The following is a 16,639-nucleotide window of genomic DNA, read 5'->3' as shown; positions in this document are numbered from 1 at the left end:
AGGACAATATGGCCTGTCTGTCATGTTGCACAGTGAAGACGATGCACAGCGGCAATTAAACCCGCCGCTATGCGGTATGGATGGGGGCAGCTAACATGGTGCCTGCGTCCATTACCGTGTTGAAACCAGGAGTCGTCCTTGCCGTTTGCCCGTCTTTCGCTCCCCTCGATCCGCGCCAAGCTCTATATCCTGGTGCTGGCATGCGCGTTGCCGATCCTGGTCGGCTACGTCGCCCTGGCGCGCGATGCAGCCCTGCGCGAACGCGACCACGTCGCGCGCGATGCCCAGACCGTGGCCGAGGTGCTGGCGGCGGCGGTCGAGCGCGACATCGGAAGCGGCGAGACTGCGGCCCGGGTCCTGGCCAATACGGCGATGATGGCCCGGGGCGATATGGTCGCCATCCACGAGGTCGCCAAGAGCCTGCTGCGGCCCGACTTCCCGGCCCAGGCGTTCGTATTGAGCCTGCCGAACGGCATGCCATTGATTAATACCCGCTATCCCATCGGCGTGCAGCTGCCGCGCACCGGCAACGAGGACGACATCCGGCGCGTGGCCGCGACCGGCAACACCGTGGCGTCCGGACTGCACCGGCTGGACGACGGCGGCCAGTACGCGCTGTCGGTCGAAGTGCCGATCTGGCACGAGGGCGAGGTGCGCTTCGTGCTGTCGGTGCACCTGCGTCCGCGCCGCATGACCGAGCTGCTCGACAGCCAGCACCTGCCGGAAGGCTGGATCGCCGGCGTCTACGACCGCCACCTGCTGACCGTCTCGCGCAGCGCCGATGGCAGCCAGCACCTGGGCGTACCGATGGAAGCCGCCCTGGCCACGGCCGTGGCACGGGGCGGCGCCGGCACCGTCGAACTGCCGCGCAGTAGTGACACGCCGGGCTACGCGGCCTTCGCGCGCTCGCCCGAACACGGCTGGGTGGTGACGATCCGCTATCCGTACAACGCGGCCGGCGAACTGCTGGGGCAGTCCATGCCCAAGACGGTGGCGGCGATCGCCGGCCTGCTGGCGATCAGCCTGACTCTCGCATGGGCGCTGGGCGGCTCGATCGCGCGCGCCGTGCAGGGCCTGGCCGGCCCTGCCGAGCAACTGGGACGCGGCGAGCCGCTGGTCCTGCCGCAGTCGGACATTCGCGAGGTGGAAACGGTGGCGCATGCGCTGCGCCAGGTCGACGCCGAGCTGCAGGAATACCGGCGCGGCCTCGAGACGCTGGTGGCCGAGCGCACGCAAGAGCTGGAGCGCTCCAAGGCGCAGCTGGAAACCGTGTATGCCTCGATCCCCGTCGGCCTGTGTTTCATGGACACCGAGATGCGGGTGGTCATGGTCAACGACTACCTGGCCGACATCAACGGCCGTCCGGCGCGCGACCATGCCGGCCGCAGCCTGCCCGAGCTGCTGGGACCGGCCGGCGAGGAATTCGAAGCGAACTACCGGCGCGTGATCGCCAGCGGCCGGCCGCTGGTCGAGATCGAGGCCACCGGCGACGCCCCATCGGCACCGGGCAGCGCGCGCCACTGGATCTCGAGCTACTTCCCGGTGTATGGACCCGACCACAAGCTGATGGGCGTGAACGCGGTGGTGCTCGACATCACCGAGCGCAAGCGCCAGCAGCAACGCGAGCGCGACCACCAGGAGATGTTCCGCGCCCTGTTCGAGGCCGCCGGCGACGCCCACCTGCTGCTGGCCTACGGCGCCAGCTTCGTCAGCGCCAACCAGGCGGCGGCCGACCTGTTCGGCTTCGCCACCCCGGCCGCCCTGCTCGATGAGTCGCCGGCCAGCCTGTCGCCGCTGCTGCAGGCCGACGGCCGTCCGAGCAACGAGGTGGCGATCGAGCACATGCGGCGCACGCTGGACGAGGGCCGGGACGCCTTCGAGTGGCTGCACCTGCGCGCCGACGGCAGCGTGTTCCATGCCGACATCCTGCTGACCCGGGTCGACATCGGCGGCGTCGGGATGATGCAGGCCACGGTCCGCGACATCAGCACCCGGGTCGCGGCCGAGGCGGCGCTGCGCGCGACCGGCGTCCAGCTCGAGGCGGCGCTGCGCTTGGCCGAACAGGCCAGCCGCGCCAAGAGCGAGTTCCTGGCCAATATGAGCCACGAGCTGCGCACGCCGATGAACGCCATCGTCGGTCTGGCGCGCCTGCTCGAGGAAGGCCAGCTGGGCCAGCGCGAACGGGGCTACGTGGCGCGCATGCGCACCGCCGCCCGCTCGCTGCTGGGCATGCTGAGCGACCTGCTTGACTTCTCGCGCATCGAGGCCGGCCAGCTGACCCTGGAGCGCATCCCGCTGCGCCTCGACGACATCCTGGCCAGCATCGCGGTGCTGCATGGCCCCGGCGCCTGGAGCAAGGGCGTCGAACTGGCGTTCGTGGTCGATCCCCACTTGCCGGCGCTGCTGCTAGGCGATCCGGTCCGGCTCGAGCAGGTGCTGCTCAACCTGGTCGGCAACGCGGTCAAGTTCACCGACCGGGGCGAGATCGTGCTGTCGATCGCGCTGCGCGGCGCAGCCGACGACCAGGTGCGCCTGGCATTCGAGGTGCGCGACACCGGCATCGGCATCGCCCCCGGGGTGCAGGCCGGGATCTTCGAAGTGTTCTCGCAGGCCGACAGCTCGACCGTGCGCAAATATGGCGGCGCCGGCCTGGGCCTGTCGATCGCGCGCCGGCTGGTGGAGCTGGCCGGCGGCGTCTTGCGCCTGGACAGCGCGCCCGGCGCCGGCGCCACGTTCCGCTTCGAGCTGTCGTTCACGGTACTGGAAGCCGCGCCCGAGGCGCCCGCCCTCGACGACGACGCCTTGCGCGTATTGGTCGCCGACGACAATGCCAGCGCGCGCGGCGCCCTGGCCGCAGCCTGCAGCGCCTTCGGCTGGCGGGTGGAAACGGTACCCGATGGCGATGCCGCCCTGGACGCCCTGCGTGGCAGCCGCTACGACCTTGCCTTCGTCGATCAAGCCATGCCGGGACTCGACGGTGTGCCGCTGATCTCGGCCGTACGCGCGGCGCAAGTGCAGATGCCCCGCCTTTGCCTGCTGGCGCCCGATCCCGACACCGAGCGCTACATCGAGCTGGCCGACGACTTGAGCGTGGCGGCCGTGCTGGGCAAACCCTTTACCCGCGCCAGCCTGGACGCGGCCGTGGACCGGCTGCTGGGCAGCGCCGGCGCGCCGCATCCGGCGCCCCCGAGCGCGCCGCTGGCTGGCGCCCTGCGCGGCCTGCGCGTGCTGGTGGTCGAGGACAATCCGATCAACCAGGAAGTAGCCAGCTTCATCCTGGCCCACGCCGGCGCCAACTTCGAGATCGCCGTCAACGGCCGCGCCGCGCTGAGCATGCTGGAAGAAGACGCCGCCTATGACGTGGTGCTGATGGACTTGCAGATGCCGGTGATGAACGGCTTCGAGGCGACCGCCGCAATCCGCGCCGCCGGCCTGGACCTGCCGATCGTCGCCATGACCGCGAATGCGATGGACGAGGACCGCCAGCGCTCCCTCGACGCCGGCATGCAGGCCCACCTGGCCAAGCCGATCGATGTCGATGCGCTGGTGGCGACCTTGTCGCGCGTCGCCGAACGTACGCCGGGCACGCTCGCTGACGTGACCGAGCCCGCGCTGCCCGCATCGCTGCCGCACCTGCCCGGCATCGACCTGAAATCGACCCTGCCCCGTTTCGCCGGCAGCGTCGAGCGCTTCTGCGAGCTGTTCATCCGCTACGCCGACGGCCAGGCGCAGACCTTCGGCGAGCTGCGCGCCCATGTCGAGGCCGGCGAGCGCGGCGCCGCCGGCCAGCTGGCGCACCGGCTGCGCGGCGTGAGCGCCAATCTCGGCGCCACCGAGGCCGCCGGGGCGGCCCATGCGCTCGAACAGGCGCTGCGCGACGCCGACGACGGCACCGTGCGCCTGCGCCTGGCCGACCTGGCGCGCGCGCTCGACGCCGTGGCCGCGACCGCGCGTGAACTGGCGCCGCCTGCCGGCCACGAAGCGACGGACAAAGCGGCCCAGGACCTACCCGGCATGGATGAGGGCGCCACGCTGCACGATACACTGGCGCGCCTGCTCCACTTACTGGAGAATAACAATATGAGGGCGATCGCCGCCGAAGGGGCCATGCGGCAGGCCCTGGCGCTCGATGCCGGGCAGCCAGCCGCGACCGCGCTGGCCGACGCCGTCGCCACCCTGCGCTTCGACGAGGCGGCGCGCCAGGTGGCAGACCTCATGAAGCGAAAGGGAACCCCGTGAGCTGGACCGAGATGGCACTCAATGGCCGCATCCTGGTGGTCGACGATGCGATGGAAAACATTCAGATCCTGCATGCGGCGCTGCAGGATGAGCAGGAAGTGCTGTTCGCGCTGGACGGCGCCCGCGCGCTCGATCTGGCGCGCACCCAGCACCCGGACCTGATCCTGGTCGACGCCATGATGCCGGGCATGGATGGCTACGCCGTGTGCGCGGCCCTGCGCGCGGCCCCCGAAACGCGCGACATCCCGGTCATCTTCGTCACCGCGCTCAAGACGCCTGAAGATGAAACCCGCGCGCTGGACGCCGGCGCGGCCGACTTCATCACCAAGCCGGTCAATGCGGCCGTGGTGCGCGCCCGCGTGCGCACCCAGCTGACGGTCAAGCGCCAGGCCGACACCCTGCGCGCACTGACCCTGACCGACCCGCTGACGGGCGTGGCCAACCGCCGCGCCTTCGACGAGCGGCTGGAAGCCGAATGGCGCCGCTGCGCGCGCGCCGGGCTGCCGGTGGCGCTGATCCTGGCCGACGTCGACCATTTCAAGGCCTATAACGACCACTATGGTCACCAGGCCGGCGACGCCTGCCTGGTGCAGGTGGCGGCGGCGCTGCGGCGCGGCGCCGGCCGCACCCACGACCTGGTCACACGCTATGGCGGCGAGGAATTCGCGATCCTGCTACCCCAGCTCGACGCGCCCGGAGCCGAAGGCGTGACGCACCGCCTGCAGGCCGAACTGGCCCAGCTCGGCCTGCCGCATGCGGCGTCGCCCACGGCGCCGCACATCACGATGAGCCTGGGACTGTCGAGCCTGGTGCCGCGCGATGCGCAAGGGGCCAATGTGCTGGTGGCCAGCGCCGACACCCTGCTCTACCAGGCCAAGGCGGGCGGCCGCAATCAATACCGGATGGGCGGCGCGGGCGCGCTCGCCAACGCTGGCGGCCAAGTTTCATGAAGGCGGTGCCTCTGGTGCCTCGAGCGCTTCAGGCGTAGCAGCGGATCAGGAATTCGGCCACGCACACGGGCTTGGCCGCCCCGTCGGCCTCGATCGTCACGTCCCAGGTGAATTGCCAGCCGCCGGCGACCGCGTCGGCGCCGCGCAAGGTCCAGCGCCCGCGAACCCGGCTTCCGGCCGGCAGCGGACTTGGGAAACGCACCTTGTTCAGGCCATAGTTCACGCCCATGCGCATGCCTTCGATCGCCAGCGCGCTGGTAAGCATGGCCGGCAGCAGGGAGAGGGTGAGAAAACCGTGCGCCACCGGCTGGCCGAACGGCGACTCGCGCTTGCAGCGTTCGGGATCGAGGTGAATCCACTGGCGGTCGTCGGTGGCTTCGGCAAAGGTGGCGATGCGGTCTTGCCCGACCTCGAACCAGTCGGACACGGCGACTTCGCTACCGGCCCGAGCCGGCAGCGCTTCGAGTGCGATCGTGGTGGCCATTAGTTCTCCCTGGTAGGCCTGCGCCCATAGAGGCCGATGCCGTCGACCGTACACACCTGGTCGCCGTGCTGATTGGTGGCGGTCCAGGTCGACCAGACCACGCCGCGATCGGGTTTGCTGGCGGACGCCTTGACCTGGCGCGTGAGGTAGCGCACGCGCAGGGTGTCGCCGGCGCGTACCGGCTGCAGCCAGCGCACGCCGTCCAGGCCGGGCGAACCCATGCCGTCGGCAGCGCTCAAGAGGCCATCGACCACCATGCGCATCATCATGCTGCAGGTATGCCAGCCGCTGGCGATCAGGCCGCCGTAGGGCGAGGCTTGCGCCGCCTGGGCGTCGACATGGAAGGACTGGGGGTCGAACGCGTGTGCAAAGCCGAGGATCTCGGCTTCGGTGACGGCGCGTTCGCCCAGGTCGATCTCCTGGCCCGGATAAAAATCGTCGAAGTACCAGCGCTTGCCGGCCGGCGCCCCAGCCTGGACGTCGTCACGCGCATCCGCCGCCAGGCCCGCGCCCTCATCTGGTGCTGCCGTCATGCGGCCTCCCGGAATCCCGGCTGCGCCATGAAGCGCTCCAGGTGGTGGTCCATATCGCCCAGCGTCAGCTCGATCATCGCCAGGCGCTTGAAGTAATGCGAGGCCGGCAGCTCGTCGGTGACGCCCATGCCGCCATGCAGCTGGATGGCGCCCTGGCCGATGAAGCGCGCGGCCAGGCCCACGCGGTACTTGGCGGCCGACACCACGCGGCGGCGCGTCTCGTTATCGGCGTCGTTGCCGGCGTCGGCATCGGCACCACGACCACCGGCGCCAGCACGCGAACGCGCCAGGGCCAGCGCCGCCAGCAAGGCCATCGACCGCGCCTGCTCGAGGTGGATCGCCATATCGGCCATCCGGTGCTGCAGCGCCTGGAACTTGCCGATCGGCGCGCCGAACTGCTGGCGCGTCTTGAGATACTCGAGCGTCATGTCGAACAAGGTCTGCATTGCTCCCAGCGCCTCGGCGCACAGCAGGCCGGCGCCATAATCGAGCGCCGCATCGAGGATGGCGCCGCCTTCTTCCACGCGACCGATCACGGCATCAGGCCCGACCACCACGCCGTCGAGCGCCACGTTGGCCGCACGCAAGCCATCGAGCGTGCGGTAGCCGGTGACGCGCAGCCCGGTGCTGTCGCGCGGCACCACGAACAGGCTCACGCCATCCATTCCCTGGCCATTGCCCACATTCGCGGCGCCCCCCAAGCCCACCGCGCCCTGCGCGCTTCGGGCCGACACGATCAGGGCATCGGCTTCGGCGCCATGCAGCACCACCCGCTTTTCGCCATGCAGACGGAAGCCGCCATCGACGGCCTCGGCCCGCGTGGCGATGTCGAAGGCGTCGTGGCGCGATCGTTGCTCCCCCAGCGCGCAGGCAAGCTTCGCTTCGCCGGCGGCAACCCGCTCGAGCAGCGCCCCCTGCCCGCCCCCCAGGCGCAGGAATTCGGCGCCCAGCATCGTCGCCACATACGGTTCGACCACCAGTCCACGGCCGAGTTCCTGCATCACGGCGAACATGGCGACGGCGTCGCCGCCGAAGCCGCCGTGCTCCTCGGGTACCGGCAGCGCCGTCAGGCCCAGTTCGGCCATCATGGCCCAGGCCTCGGGTGAAACGCCCGACTCGGAATGGACGATCGCGCGCCGCGTCTCGACGCCGTAATCGCGGCCGATCCAGCGCCGGATCGCATCGGCCAGCTGCTGCTGTTCCCCGTTCAGTTCGAAATGCATGCCGTCCTCACAGTCCCAGGATCATCTGGGAGATGATATTGCGTTGGATTTCGTTCGACCCGCCGTAGATCGAGGTCTTGCGGTAGTTGAAGTAGTAGGCCGCCAACGGGGCCGCATCGTCGTCGCCCGCGATGGCGTGTTCGCGCGCGCCGCCCAGGTAGGCCGGATCGAAGGGCAGCGCCAGCGGGCCGGCCGCTTCGACCATCAGCTCGGTCAGCGCCTGCTGGATCTCGGTGCCTTTCACCTTGAGCATCGACGCTTCGGGACCGGGCGCGGCCTCGCCCCTGGCCAGCACGCGCAGCACCGTCATCTCGAGCGCCATCAATTCGATCTCGAGCGCCGCCACTTTGGCGCCGAACAGGGGATCGTCGAGCAGCGGCCGTCCGCGCTTCTGTTCGCGCAGCGCCAGGCGCTTGACGAAGGCCAGCTCGCGCTTGGAACGGCCGACGGAGGCGATGCCGGTGCGCTCGTGGCCGAGCAGGTATTTGGCATAGGTCCAGCCGCGGTTTTCCTGGCCCACCAGGTTGGCGACCGGCACCTTGACGTCGTCGAAGAAGACTTCATTGACTTCGTGGTCTTCGTCGAGCATCGCGATCGGGCGCACGGTGACGCCGGGACTGCGCATATCGATCAGGAGGAAGGATATGCCCTCCTGCTTGCGCACGCCGGGATCGGTGCGCACCAGGCAGAAGATCATGTCGGCGTGCTGGGCCAGCGTGGTCCAGGTCTTCTGGCCGTTGACGATGTAATGGTCGCCCTCACTGTCCTGCATACGCACAGCGCTGGTCTTGAGCGCGGCCAGGTCGGAGCCGGCGCCGGGTTCGGAATAGCCCTGGCACCACCAGTCCTCGCAGGACAGGATGCGCGGGAGATAATAATCCTTCTGCTGCTGGCTGCCGAAGGCCATGATCACCGGCGCCACCATATTGACGCCGAACGGCAGGACCTGCGGCGCGGCGGCCAGCGCGCATTCTTCCTCGAAGATGTGGCGCTGCAGGGGCGTCCAGCCGGGACCGCCGTATTCGACCGGCCAGCCGGGCGCGGCCCAGCCCTGGGTAGCCAGGATGCGATGCCAGCGGACGTAGTCGTCGCGGCTCAGGCGCAGGTGCTGCCGAACCTTGTGCTGCAGTTCAGGGGGGAGATGGGAAGCGAGAAAAGCGCGGACCTGGTCGCGAAAGGCCAGGTCCTCGTCGGAGTAGTACAGGTCCACGTCGTCTCCTTGTTGTTGTCGTCATGAATAGCACGATCGTTCACAAGGATTGTACCCGAATCGGCCGCGCCGCCAAGCGTGGACGGCGTGGCCGATTCGGGTTGAAGCGCGAGCCTGGCCTTGGCTTGCAGCGGCCAGGCCAGGACGCCGATTACTGCTTGGCGTTGCGGCGACGCGAGAAGGCGCCGGCGCCCACCAGGCCAGCCAGCATCAGCGCAATGGTGCCTGGTTCCGGCACGGCGTTGACCTCGTCCGGCAGTGCGCCGATCTGGTCCTGCACCGGCAGGGTGAAGACCGGATCGGCGCCCGGCGTCGGCAAGGTCACGTTGCCGCCACCGCTGTCGCTGCCCGAGCCTGGCGTGCTTGGGCTGCCGCTATTGCCGCCTGGCGCCGTGCTGCCGCCGCCTGGGGCTGGGCTGCCGCCACCCACTGGGGCGCCGCCACCACCACCGCCGCCGCCACCACCACCGGCTGCCGGGGCGCCGGCCGCTGGTGCGCCAGGCGCGGCGCTGCCGCCACCCGCATTCTGGCCAGGCACGATCTTCACGCCGTCGCCATCGTTGATGACCGATACCGAGTTACCGTAACGGGCTGCCAGCAGGCCGTTACCGGCGCTCAGCACATAGGCGGCGTCGATGCCTTGCTGGACAAAGAGTTTCTGTGCATCGGCGGACGACAGGCTGGCACTAGCCTTGCCGATCAGGTTGCCGGTGCTGCCGTGCGCGACGCCGCCTACCAGGCTGACGTCGCTACCCAGCACACCCGAACCGATCACACTAGTGCCGTTCCCGGCGGTCCATCCATTCTGGAAGCCTGTCGTGGAGACGACATCTGCCTGGGCTGCACCGGCGCAGACCAGCAGGGCAGCAACAACGAGGTGACGTGTTGACATGAATATAACTCCTAAGATAAGTAAAGATTATTATTTTTACAATTACGAAATTATGTTATCACAAACCAAAAAAACTTAAGTTTTGATCAACCGCAAATCGTGCATGCGATTTTACTGTTGAGTTCTAGTTGTTTCATGCCAAACAATGCCTAGTGACAGCAGATTCATTTTATCTTCGCGATTTCTTGAAGTACATGTACTTTCGAGGCAGGCGCGGCTGGCCGTGCGCCCTCTCCCTGATAACTTAACTAGTTATTCCGGCAAGAAACGCAGTCAGAACCAGGTGCGTTGAATAGAAATAAAAAAGGCCACACCTGTCACGGTGCGGCCTTCGTTACGGCGGCGTACTGCCGCGGTGGCGACGTTCTTACTTGCTGTCGACCACCGTCATATACGGCATGACGCGCGACGCCATCCGGGTATCGGTCTTGAGCATCTCGACCTCGTCCGCCAGGATATTCGCTGCCTCTTGCAGCATGACGTCCTTGGCATCCTTGGCGGCCTTCTCGGCCGCCAGTTCGGCCTGGAGATCGCGCTCGTCGCCTTGCAGGCCATCGTCCTGGCGCGGGGTGCCGCGCACGGCGACCACCGATTTCTTGGGCTTGGTTGGATCCGGCCCCTCGGCGCGCTTCTCGGCACTGCCCGGGCCGCTCGCCGGCTCGTCCTGGTTCACCGAGACACCCGCCAGGCGCGCTTCGCGCAGTTTCGAGCGGGCATCCTGGGCATCGCGCTCCTTGCGGCGCACGGCCTCGTTCAGCGAGATAACGTTCTCCTTGCGCAGCTTCAGCACCTCGTTGATGTCTTCCTGCAGGAACTGGAAGTCCTTGTCGTTGGCGATGCGTTCTTCATGGCGCTTCTGCAGCGGTGCGACCAACTCCTTCAGGTCGCCCAGCGGCATGTATTGGGCCGGCTTGATCGCCACCCATGGCAGCGCATTGTCGTAGGACGATTCGCCAAAGGTGTCCATATCGGTCAGCACCGGCAGCTTGATGTCCGGCGTCACGCCGCGCAGCTGGGTGGTGCCGCCATTGATGCGGAAGAACTGGGCAATGGTCATCTTCAGTTCGCCATAGCGCATCTTTTCGTTCGGCGCAAAGCGGTCGAGGTCGATCAGGGTCTGGACCGTGCCCTTGCCGAAGCTTGGCTCGCCGATCACGAGGCCGCGGCCGTAGTCCTGGATCGCCGCCGCGAAGATCTCGGACGCCGAGGCCGAACCGCGGTTGATCAGCACGCCCATGGGACCGTCCCAGGCCAGGCCCGGCTTGGTGTCGCTTTCGACTTCGACCCGGCCTTCGGCCGTGCGCTGCATGACGACCGGCCCTTTGTCGATGAACAGCCCGGTGAGTTCAACCGCCTCGGTCAGCGAGCCGCCGCCGTTGTTGCGCAAGTCGATCAGGACGTTGTCGACCTTCTCTTTCTTGAGTTCGGTCAGGATACGTTCGACGTCGCGGGTCGCGCTGCGGAACTCGCGGTCGCCCTTGCGGCGCGCTTCGAAATCCTGGTAGAAGGTCGGCAGCGAAATGACGCCGATGCGGCGCTCGACGCCGTTTTCCTTGACCTTGATGATCGACTTCTTGGCCGCCTGCTCTTCCATGCTGATCTTGTTGCGCACCATCGTGACGGTCATGTGCTTGGCATCGACGCCGCCGGCGCCCGGGATGACGTCCAGACGTACGGTCGAGCCCTTCTCGCCGCGCACCAGCGCCACCACGTCGTCCAGGCGCCAGCCCAGCACGTCGACGAACGGCTTGTCGCCCTGGGCCACGCCGACGATGCGGTCGCCGACCTTCAGCTTGCCCGACTTGTCGGCCGGGCTGCCCGGCACGATCTCGCGGATGATGGTGTAGTCGTCGCGCGCCTGCAGCACGCAGCCGATGCCCTCGAGCGACAGGCGCATTGCGATGTCGAAGTTGTCGGCCGAGCGCGGACCGAGGTAGTTGGTGTGCGGCTCGATCGCGGTCGCATACGCGTTCATGAACATCTGGAACACGTCCTCGTTGTTCAGCTTGCGGATGCGGTTGACGTAGTTGTCGTAGCGCTTATCGAGCGTTTCGCGGATCGATTTATCGTCCTTGCCCGCCAGCTTGAGGCGCAGCCAGTCGTTCTTGACGCGCTTGCGCCACAGGTCGCGGATTTCGTCCTCACTCTTGGCCCAGGCCGCTTTCTCGCGGTCGAGCTCCATGGTCTCGTCGGTGCTGAAGTCGAAGTTGGTCTTGAGCAGGCCGCGCGCGTAGGCCATGCGTTCGGCAAAGCGCTTCTGGTACAGGTTGTAGATGGCGAACGGCGCGGTCAGGTCTTCGTTATTGATGGCGTCGTCCATCTGGGTGCGCAGCGCAGCGAATTGATCCAGGTCAGCCTGCGCGAAGTACAGCTTCTCGCCGTCGAGCCCATCGAAGTAGCTGTCGAAGATCTTGGCCGACATCGCGTCGTCCAGCGGCACCGGACTGTAATGGTAGCGGCCCAGCACGCGCGAGGCCCACAGGGCGGCCTGGGTCTGGGCGGCGATCGGCTTCATCTCGAGCGAGGCCGGGGTCTGGGCGGTTTTCTTGGTGGAGTCTGCGGGCTTGGCAGGCGCCGCGGGCGTTGCGATGGCAGCCGATTTCTCGGGCTGTGCGGTCACCACATGGGCGGACATGGCAAAAGCCATGGCGGCGATGAGCACGTGCTTCTTCATTCTGCGTTTCTCCGTACGGAATTCCTGCGGATTGCGGCATGACCAATATCGATAAGCCAACCATACCGCGCTTTGCGATCCATTCTACAGGATAGAACCACGTGCCAGAGGCGGCTTGTCCCGCTTGAAACGCCGGAATCGCCGTAAATTAAGTCTGCCGTAAGCGATTTATTTCCAAGTATTTACGCCTTGATAATACCCAGGGCCGCATCCTTGAAATACCAGCATGCCATGACCAGCGCCAGCAGTGGCGCCCAGGGCCAGGACCGGGCCGCCAGCTTCCAGTCGACCGGCGATGGCCAGAATGACAGGAACTGGGGCGCGAGGAAGAACATGATGGCCAGGTCGACCGGCCCGAAGGCCAGCCCCCCACGCGTGCGCCACCACGCCACGCCGAGCGGCACCAGCAACACCAGCAGCGGCGCCAGTGCGGCCGGGGCCGCGTTGTACCAGCGCAGGTTGGCGAAGGTGACCGAACCGAGCTCCCAGTTGTGCCCTCCCTTGGGCCGCTTGATGCGGCGCGGGAAGACGCTCATCCCGACCGGTTCGGCATTGGTCAGCAAACCCACCGAGAAATGGGCGAGCTCATGGCACAGAGTGCCGGCGGCGGTGAAGACGAAGAAGGCGGGATGGGCGCCGGAGGCGATCCACAGCAGCACGGCCAGTGCGGCCGAGGGGATCAGGTACAGAAAGATGTCGAGCGCGGGCCCGGCCGCGGCGCAAGCGGCGGCAGGGAGCCAGGCGCCGCAAGCGATCGACATGACCGGCTCAGGCCGAGTAGAAACAGCGCCCGCAGGCCTGGCGGTAGCTTTCGTTGCCGCCGATGCTGACCTGTTCGCCTTCGCGGATGCGGCGGCCCTGATCGTCGACGCGGATATTCATCGTCGCCTTCTTGCCGCAGGTGCAGATATTCTTGATTTCTTCGATATCGTCGGCCAGCGCCAGCAGGTAGGCCGAGCCAGGGAACGGTTGGCCGCGGAAATCGCTGCGCAGTCCGTAGCAGATGACGGGCACGCCGCGCACCTGGGCCAGCTGGTGCAGCTGACTGACCTGGGCGCTGGTGAGAAACTGGGATTCATCCACCAGCAGGCAAGCCACGCCGGACACTTGCTCGAGGAAATTTGTGTCGATGTCGAACACCTCGGCATTGCGCTGGGCGCCCAGGCGCGAGGTGATCAGGCCGACGCCATAGCGGTTGTCGATCGCCGCCGTATAGAGCTTGACCTGCTGGCCCTGCTCTTCGTAGTTATGGGCGACCTGCAACAGGGCGGTCGATTTGCCGGCGTTCATCGCCGAGTACCTGAAATAGAGTTTGGCCACTGCCCTGTCCTGCCTTGCTGTCCGGTGAAACGAAGCTGCGATTATAGCAAGCGGGAAACAGGCGCCGCCAGCCATCGGCCGCTCGCTGCGGCATCATGGTCGCTTGCGCGCCACCATAGTCGCTAGCGCGCCACCATAGTCGCTAGCGCGCCATCACCGTCGCTCCCGCGAAGGCGGGAGCCCAAGTGTGCACGCTCACCAGCTACAGCCAGCGCTGGCAACGGCGCTGAGGACTTGGGCTCCCGCCTGCGCGGGAGCGACGCGCGACGAAGGCGTGGGGGATCAGCCCGAAATCGGCTGCGCCGGATTGCCCGCGACCTGGGCGCCCGGCACCACGTCATGCGTGACCACGCTGCCGGCGCCGACGATGGCATCGTCGCCGATCGTCACGCCCGGCAGGATAATCGCGCCACCGCCGATCCAGACGTTACGGCCGATAGTGACCGGCAGCCCCGATTCGAAGCCGGCGCGGCGCAGCGCCGGGTCACGCGGGTGGTCGGCGGTGTAGATATGCACGCCCGGGCCGATGCGGCAATCGTCGCCAATGACGATCGGCGCGACGTCGAGGAAGACGCAATCGAAATTGATGAAGACGCGCGCGCCGAGGGTAATGTGCCAGCCATAGTCGCAATGGAAAGGCGGACGCACGGTCGTGCCCTGCCCTGCGCGCGCGATCCGCTCGCCTAGCAGCGACTGCCAGCTGGCCGGCTCGCCCAGCGCGCCGTTGTAGCGCGCCAGCCATGCAGCCGTCGCGTTCTGCTCGGCGCGCAACTCGGGATCGCTGGCGTGGTACGGCATGCCAGCCAACATTTTTTGCTTCTCGCTCAGTTCCACGCGGTCCCTTCTTTAGTGGGCTTACTGCCCCGGATGGTATTTGCGCTCCAGGTTGCGCTCGATGTCTTCCTTGTAGAACAGCACGTCCTTCAACTCGCCGCGCGCGTACATCGCCGCCTGGTCGTTGAAATGCGGCGAGCGCGGATCGCCGCTCTGGCCGCCGGCCAGGATGCTCTTGGCCTTGATGCGCGGACCGAACTCGACCGCAGCTACGAAGCTGTTGCCGCGATCGCCATAGATGCGTTTGGTGCTCTGCTTGGCCGACATGCCATACGAAGCCAGCGAACCCCAGTTGGCCGAAGCGAAAGCGACCGGAATGCTGGGTTTGCTGTCGTCGTACTGCTGGTCGACGTCGCCGCTGACGCGCTGGAAGCGGTTGATCTCGCCCCATGGCGTGCGCCAGCTGCCGAAGTCGGCCTGCAGCTTGCTGGAGGCGCGCACCAGCGCATCGAGGCGGTCGGCCGGGCTCAGGCGAGAAGCGATGTAGTCGACCGCCGGGATGTTCTCGGCACGCGCACGCGCGCCATGCTCCGCCACCATCTCTTGCCCCCAATAGACCGCGAGCGAAGTCGGTACCGAATCGATCGCGTAACGCAGGTTCCAGTCGCGCAGCACGGCGATCTGCTCGAGCAGCGCCGCCTTGCGCGCATCGCTTTCATGCAGCGCCTCGTAATCGGCCACCACGGCCGGCACCAATGGCTCGAACGCGGCCAGGCGCGTGTCGTAGGACGCCGCAATCAGGCCATCGATCGTGAGGCCCTTGGCGTCCTTGAACACACGATCGGCGTTACGGCCACGGGCATTCTCGGGCAGCGACCACATATAGGCCGGGTAGCTGGCGCATTTTGGGCTGCTGCCGGCGCCGGCCGCATTACACGGCCAGTTGTTGGTGTTGGAGATGTAGCCGCTGGCTGGGTTCAGCAGAGTGATCGTTTCCTTGATCTCGTGCAGACCCTGCCACTCGGTGGCCGGATTGCTGCCGTCGACCGGGCGGGTCCAGTCGAAGCGCGGATCGCGCCTCGGGATGAAGTTGCCGTGGAAGTAGGCGATATTGCCCTGCGCGTCGGCGTACACCGTGTTGTTCGAGGAATTGGTCCGCAGCTCCATCGCCTTATAGAAAGCGTTGTAGTCGCGCGCCTTGGTACGGGTATAGGACTGGGTCAGCGCATTGAGCGGGTCGTCCATCATCTTGACCGACACCCATTTATTTCCCTCTTGGCGCACGACCGGGCCGTGGTGGGTGAAATAGGCAGTGACGGTGCGGCTGGCCATGCCGCCGTTCGGCGTCTTATAGGGCAGGTTGATCTGCGCGACCCGCATCCGGCCTTCGTGCTTGCCGTATTTATAGAAGAACTCGCCATCGCGCTCGACGACGCTCTCGAGGTATTCGTCGATCACGTCGCCGCCGCCCGAGGTGTGCATCCAGCCTACCTTGTCGTTGAAGCCCTGGTAGATGAAGAACTGGCCCCAGGTCACGGCGCCGTAGGCATTCAGGCCCTCGTCACTGACCATGTGCACCTCGGGGCGGAAATAGAACGAGGTGTGCGGGTTGATCATCAAGAGCGCATGGCCGTTGGCCGAGCGCTTGGGGGCGATGGCGAAGCCGTTCGAGCCGCGCGGCTCCGGATCGAAGCCCTTGTCGACGCTGGCCTGGGCCAGCACCGGGCGCTTGCCATAGAAACGTTCCAGCTCCCTGAGGTCGATCGACTCGATGTCGCCACCGATGCTGCCCTCGCTGAACGTCAGGGCCATCCACGGTTCGAAGCGGGTGATGAGCTTTGGCTTGACCTCGGGGTGGGTGTGCAGGTAGTAGTTCAGGCCATCGGCGAAGGAATTCATCAAATTCTTCAGCCAGGCCGGGCTGGCGGCGTACTTGGCCTGCATCTCGGCCGGCTGGATGTACATCTTCATGCGCAGGTCGCGCCAGATTTCCTTCTCTCCCTCGACCTCGGCCAGGCGCCCCATCGCATTGATGTAGTTGAGCTCGATGCGGTTGAAGTCGTCCTCGGCCTGGGCGTACAGCATGCCGAACACGGTGTCGGCGTCGGTGCTGCCATAGATGTGCGGAATGCCCCATTTGTCGCGCATGATCGTCACCCGGTGCGCGGTCGCTTTCCAGCGCGCGACGTCGGCGGCGCTGAAGGGCTGCGTTGCGGGCGCGGCGCTGGCCGGCGCTTTGGTCTGGGCGACGGCGAGTCCTGGGGCGGCCAGTCCGGCCAGCAGAGCGCCGAGCAAGGCCGGCGTGAACGAACGGGGCATGCGCATCTTGGGGCTTCCTTC

Annotated in this window: 12 protein-coding genes; 2 read left to right on the top strand and 10 right to left on the bottom strand. The window is 66.9% G+C overall.

The annotated features are described in order from the left end of the window. The first annotated feature begins 138 nt into the window (after positions 1-138). Together SOM61_RS08735 and SOM61_RS08730 are read left to right on the top strand one after the other, a co-directional pair. Positions 139-4,239 carry a response regulator gene (locus SOM61_RS08735; RefSeq protein ID WP_320473717.1) on the top strand — a complete coding sequence of 1,367 codons (4,101 nt, stop codon included), beginning with the start codon at positions 139-141 and terminating at the stop codon, positions 4,237-4,239. Beyond that, the gene (locus SOM61_RS08730) at positions 4,236-5,189 is read left to right on the top strand and encodes a diguanylate cyclase domain-containing protein (protein ID WP_320473716.1); all 954 of its coding nucleotides are present in this window, start codon (positions 4,236-4,238) and stop codon (positions 5,187-5,189) included. The genes SOM61_RS08735 and SOM61_RS08730 overlap by 4 nt, the downstream gene beginning before the upstream one ends. Before the next feature lie 28 nt (positions 5,190-5,217). Here the strand turns inward: SOM61_RS08730 and SOM61_RS08725 are convergent, their stop codons facing one another. From SOM61_RS08725 to SOM61_RS08680, 10 genes are all read right to left on the bottom strand, one after another. After that, positions 5,218-5,673: a MaoC family dehydratase gene (locus tag SOM61_RS08725; RefSeq protein ID WP_320473715.1), complete on the bottom strand. Its 456-nt coding sequence runs from the start codon at positions 5,671-5,673 to the stop codon at positions 5,218-5,220. Then, the gene (locus tag SOM61_RS08720; RefSeq protein ID WP_320473714.1) at positions 5,673-6,206 is read right to left on the bottom strand and encodes a MaoC family dehydratase; all 534 of its coding nucleotides are present in this window, start codon (positions 6,204-6,206) and stop codon (positions 5,673-5,675) included. Before SOM61_RS08720 ends, SOM61_RS08725 begins: the two co-directional genes overlap by 1 nt. Further along, positions 6,203-7,429 carry an acyl-CoA dehydrogenase family protein gene (locus SOM61_RS08715; protein ID WP_320473713.1) on the bottom strand — a complete coding sequence of 409 codons (1,227 nt, stop codon included), beginning with the start codon at positions 7,427-7,429 and terminating at the stop codon, positions 6,203-6,205. Before SOM61_RS08715 ends, SOM61_RS08720 begins: the two co-directional genes overlap by 4 nt. Positions 7,430-7,436: 7 nt before the next feature. Beyond that, positions 7,437-8,639, bottom strand: a complete 1,203-nt coding sequence (locus tag SOM61_RS08710; protein ID WP_320473712.1) for an acyl-CoA dehydrogenase family protein — start codon at positions 8,637-8,639, stop codon at positions 7,437-7,439. Between the two features lie 151 nt (positions 8,640-8,790). Next, on the bottom strand, positions 8,791-9,531 hold the full coding sequence (locus SOM61_RS08705; RefSeq protein ID WP_320473711.1) for a PEP-CTERM sorting domain-containing protein: 741 nt from the start codon (positions 9,529-9,531) through the stop codon (positions 8,791-8,793). Between the two features lie 367 nt (positions 9,532-9,898). Then, a complete protein-coding gene (locus tag SOM61_RS08700; RefSeq protein ID WP_320473710.1) occupies positions 9,899-12,205 on the bottom strand; it encodes a carboxy terminal-processing peptidase in 2,307 nt (768 codons plus the stop codon). A gap of 182 nt (positions 12,206-12,387) precedes the next feature. Beyond that, positions 12,388-12,966, bottom strand: a complete 579-nt coding sequence (locus SOM61_RS08695) for a hypothetical protein (RefSeq protein WP_320473709.1) — start codon at positions 12,964-12,966, stop codon at positions 12,388-12,390. Positions 12,967-12,973: 7 nt separating this feature from the next. Next, positions 12,974-13,525 (bottom strand): thymidine kinase, encoded by a 552-nt coding sequence (locus tag SOM61_RS08690; RefSeq protein ID WP_320473708.1) that lies wholly within the window; start codon positions 13,523-13,525, stop codon positions 12,974-12,976. Positions 13,526-13,807: 282 nt separating this feature from the next. Further along, entirely contained in the window at positions 13,808-14,335 is a 528-nt protein-coding gene (locus SOM61_RS08685; protein ID WP_320473707.1) for a sugar O-acetyltransferase, read from the bottom strand. A 45-nt stretch (positions 14,336-14,380) separates the two neighbouring features. Continuing rightward, positions 14,381-16,624 (bottom strand): penicillin acylase family protein, encoded by a 2,244-nt coding sequence (locus tag SOM61_RS08680; RefSeq protein ID WP_320473706.1) that lies wholly within the window; start codon positions 16,622-16,624, stop codon positions 14,381-14,383. Positions 16,625-16,639 lie beyond the last annotated feature (15 nt).

Source organism: Massilia sp. CFBP9012 (assembly GCF_034045115.1).
Classification (GTDB): Bacteria; Pseudomonadota; Gammaproteobacteria; order Burkholderiales; family Burkholderiaceae_D; genus Telluria.
The sequence above is the reverse complement of the archived record's forward strand: the minus strand, read 5'-3'. Positions and strand labels throughout refer to the sequence as shown.

Coding starts and splice junctions, on each gene's coding strand:
- SOM61_RS08725 (WP_320473715.1), bottom strand. CDS start 5,673: ATGGCCACCACGATCGCACTCGAAGCGCTGCCGGCTCGGGCCGGTAGC.
- SOM61_RS08720 (WP_320473714.1), bottom strand. CDS start 6,206: ATGACGGCAGCACCAGATGAGGGCGCGGGCCTGGCGGCGGATGCGCGT.
- SOM61_RS08715 (WP_320473713.1), bottom strand. CDS start 7,429: ATGCATTTCGAACTGAACGGGGAACAGCAGCAGCTGGCCGATGCGATC.
- SOM61_RS08705 (WP_320473711.1), bottom strand. CDS start 9,531: ATGTCAACACGTCACCTCGTTGTTGCTGCCCTGCTGGTCTGCGCCGGT.
- SOM61_RS08700 (WP_320473710.1), bottom strand. CDS start 12,205: ATGAAGAAGCACGTGCTCATCGCCGCCATGGCTTTTGCCATGTCCGCC.
- SOM61_RS08695 (WP_320473709.1), bottom strand. CDS start 12,966: ATGTCGATCGCTTGCGGCGCCTGGCTCCCTGCCGCCGCTTGCGCCGCG.
- SOM61_RS08685 (WP_320473707.1), bottom strand. CDS start 14,335: ATGTTGGCTGGCATGCCGTACCACGCCAGCGATCCCGAGTTGCGCGCC.
- SOM61_RS08680 (WP_320473706.1), bottom strand. CDS start 16,624: ATGCGCATGCCCCGTTCGTTCACGCCGGCCTTGCTCGGCGCTCTGCTG.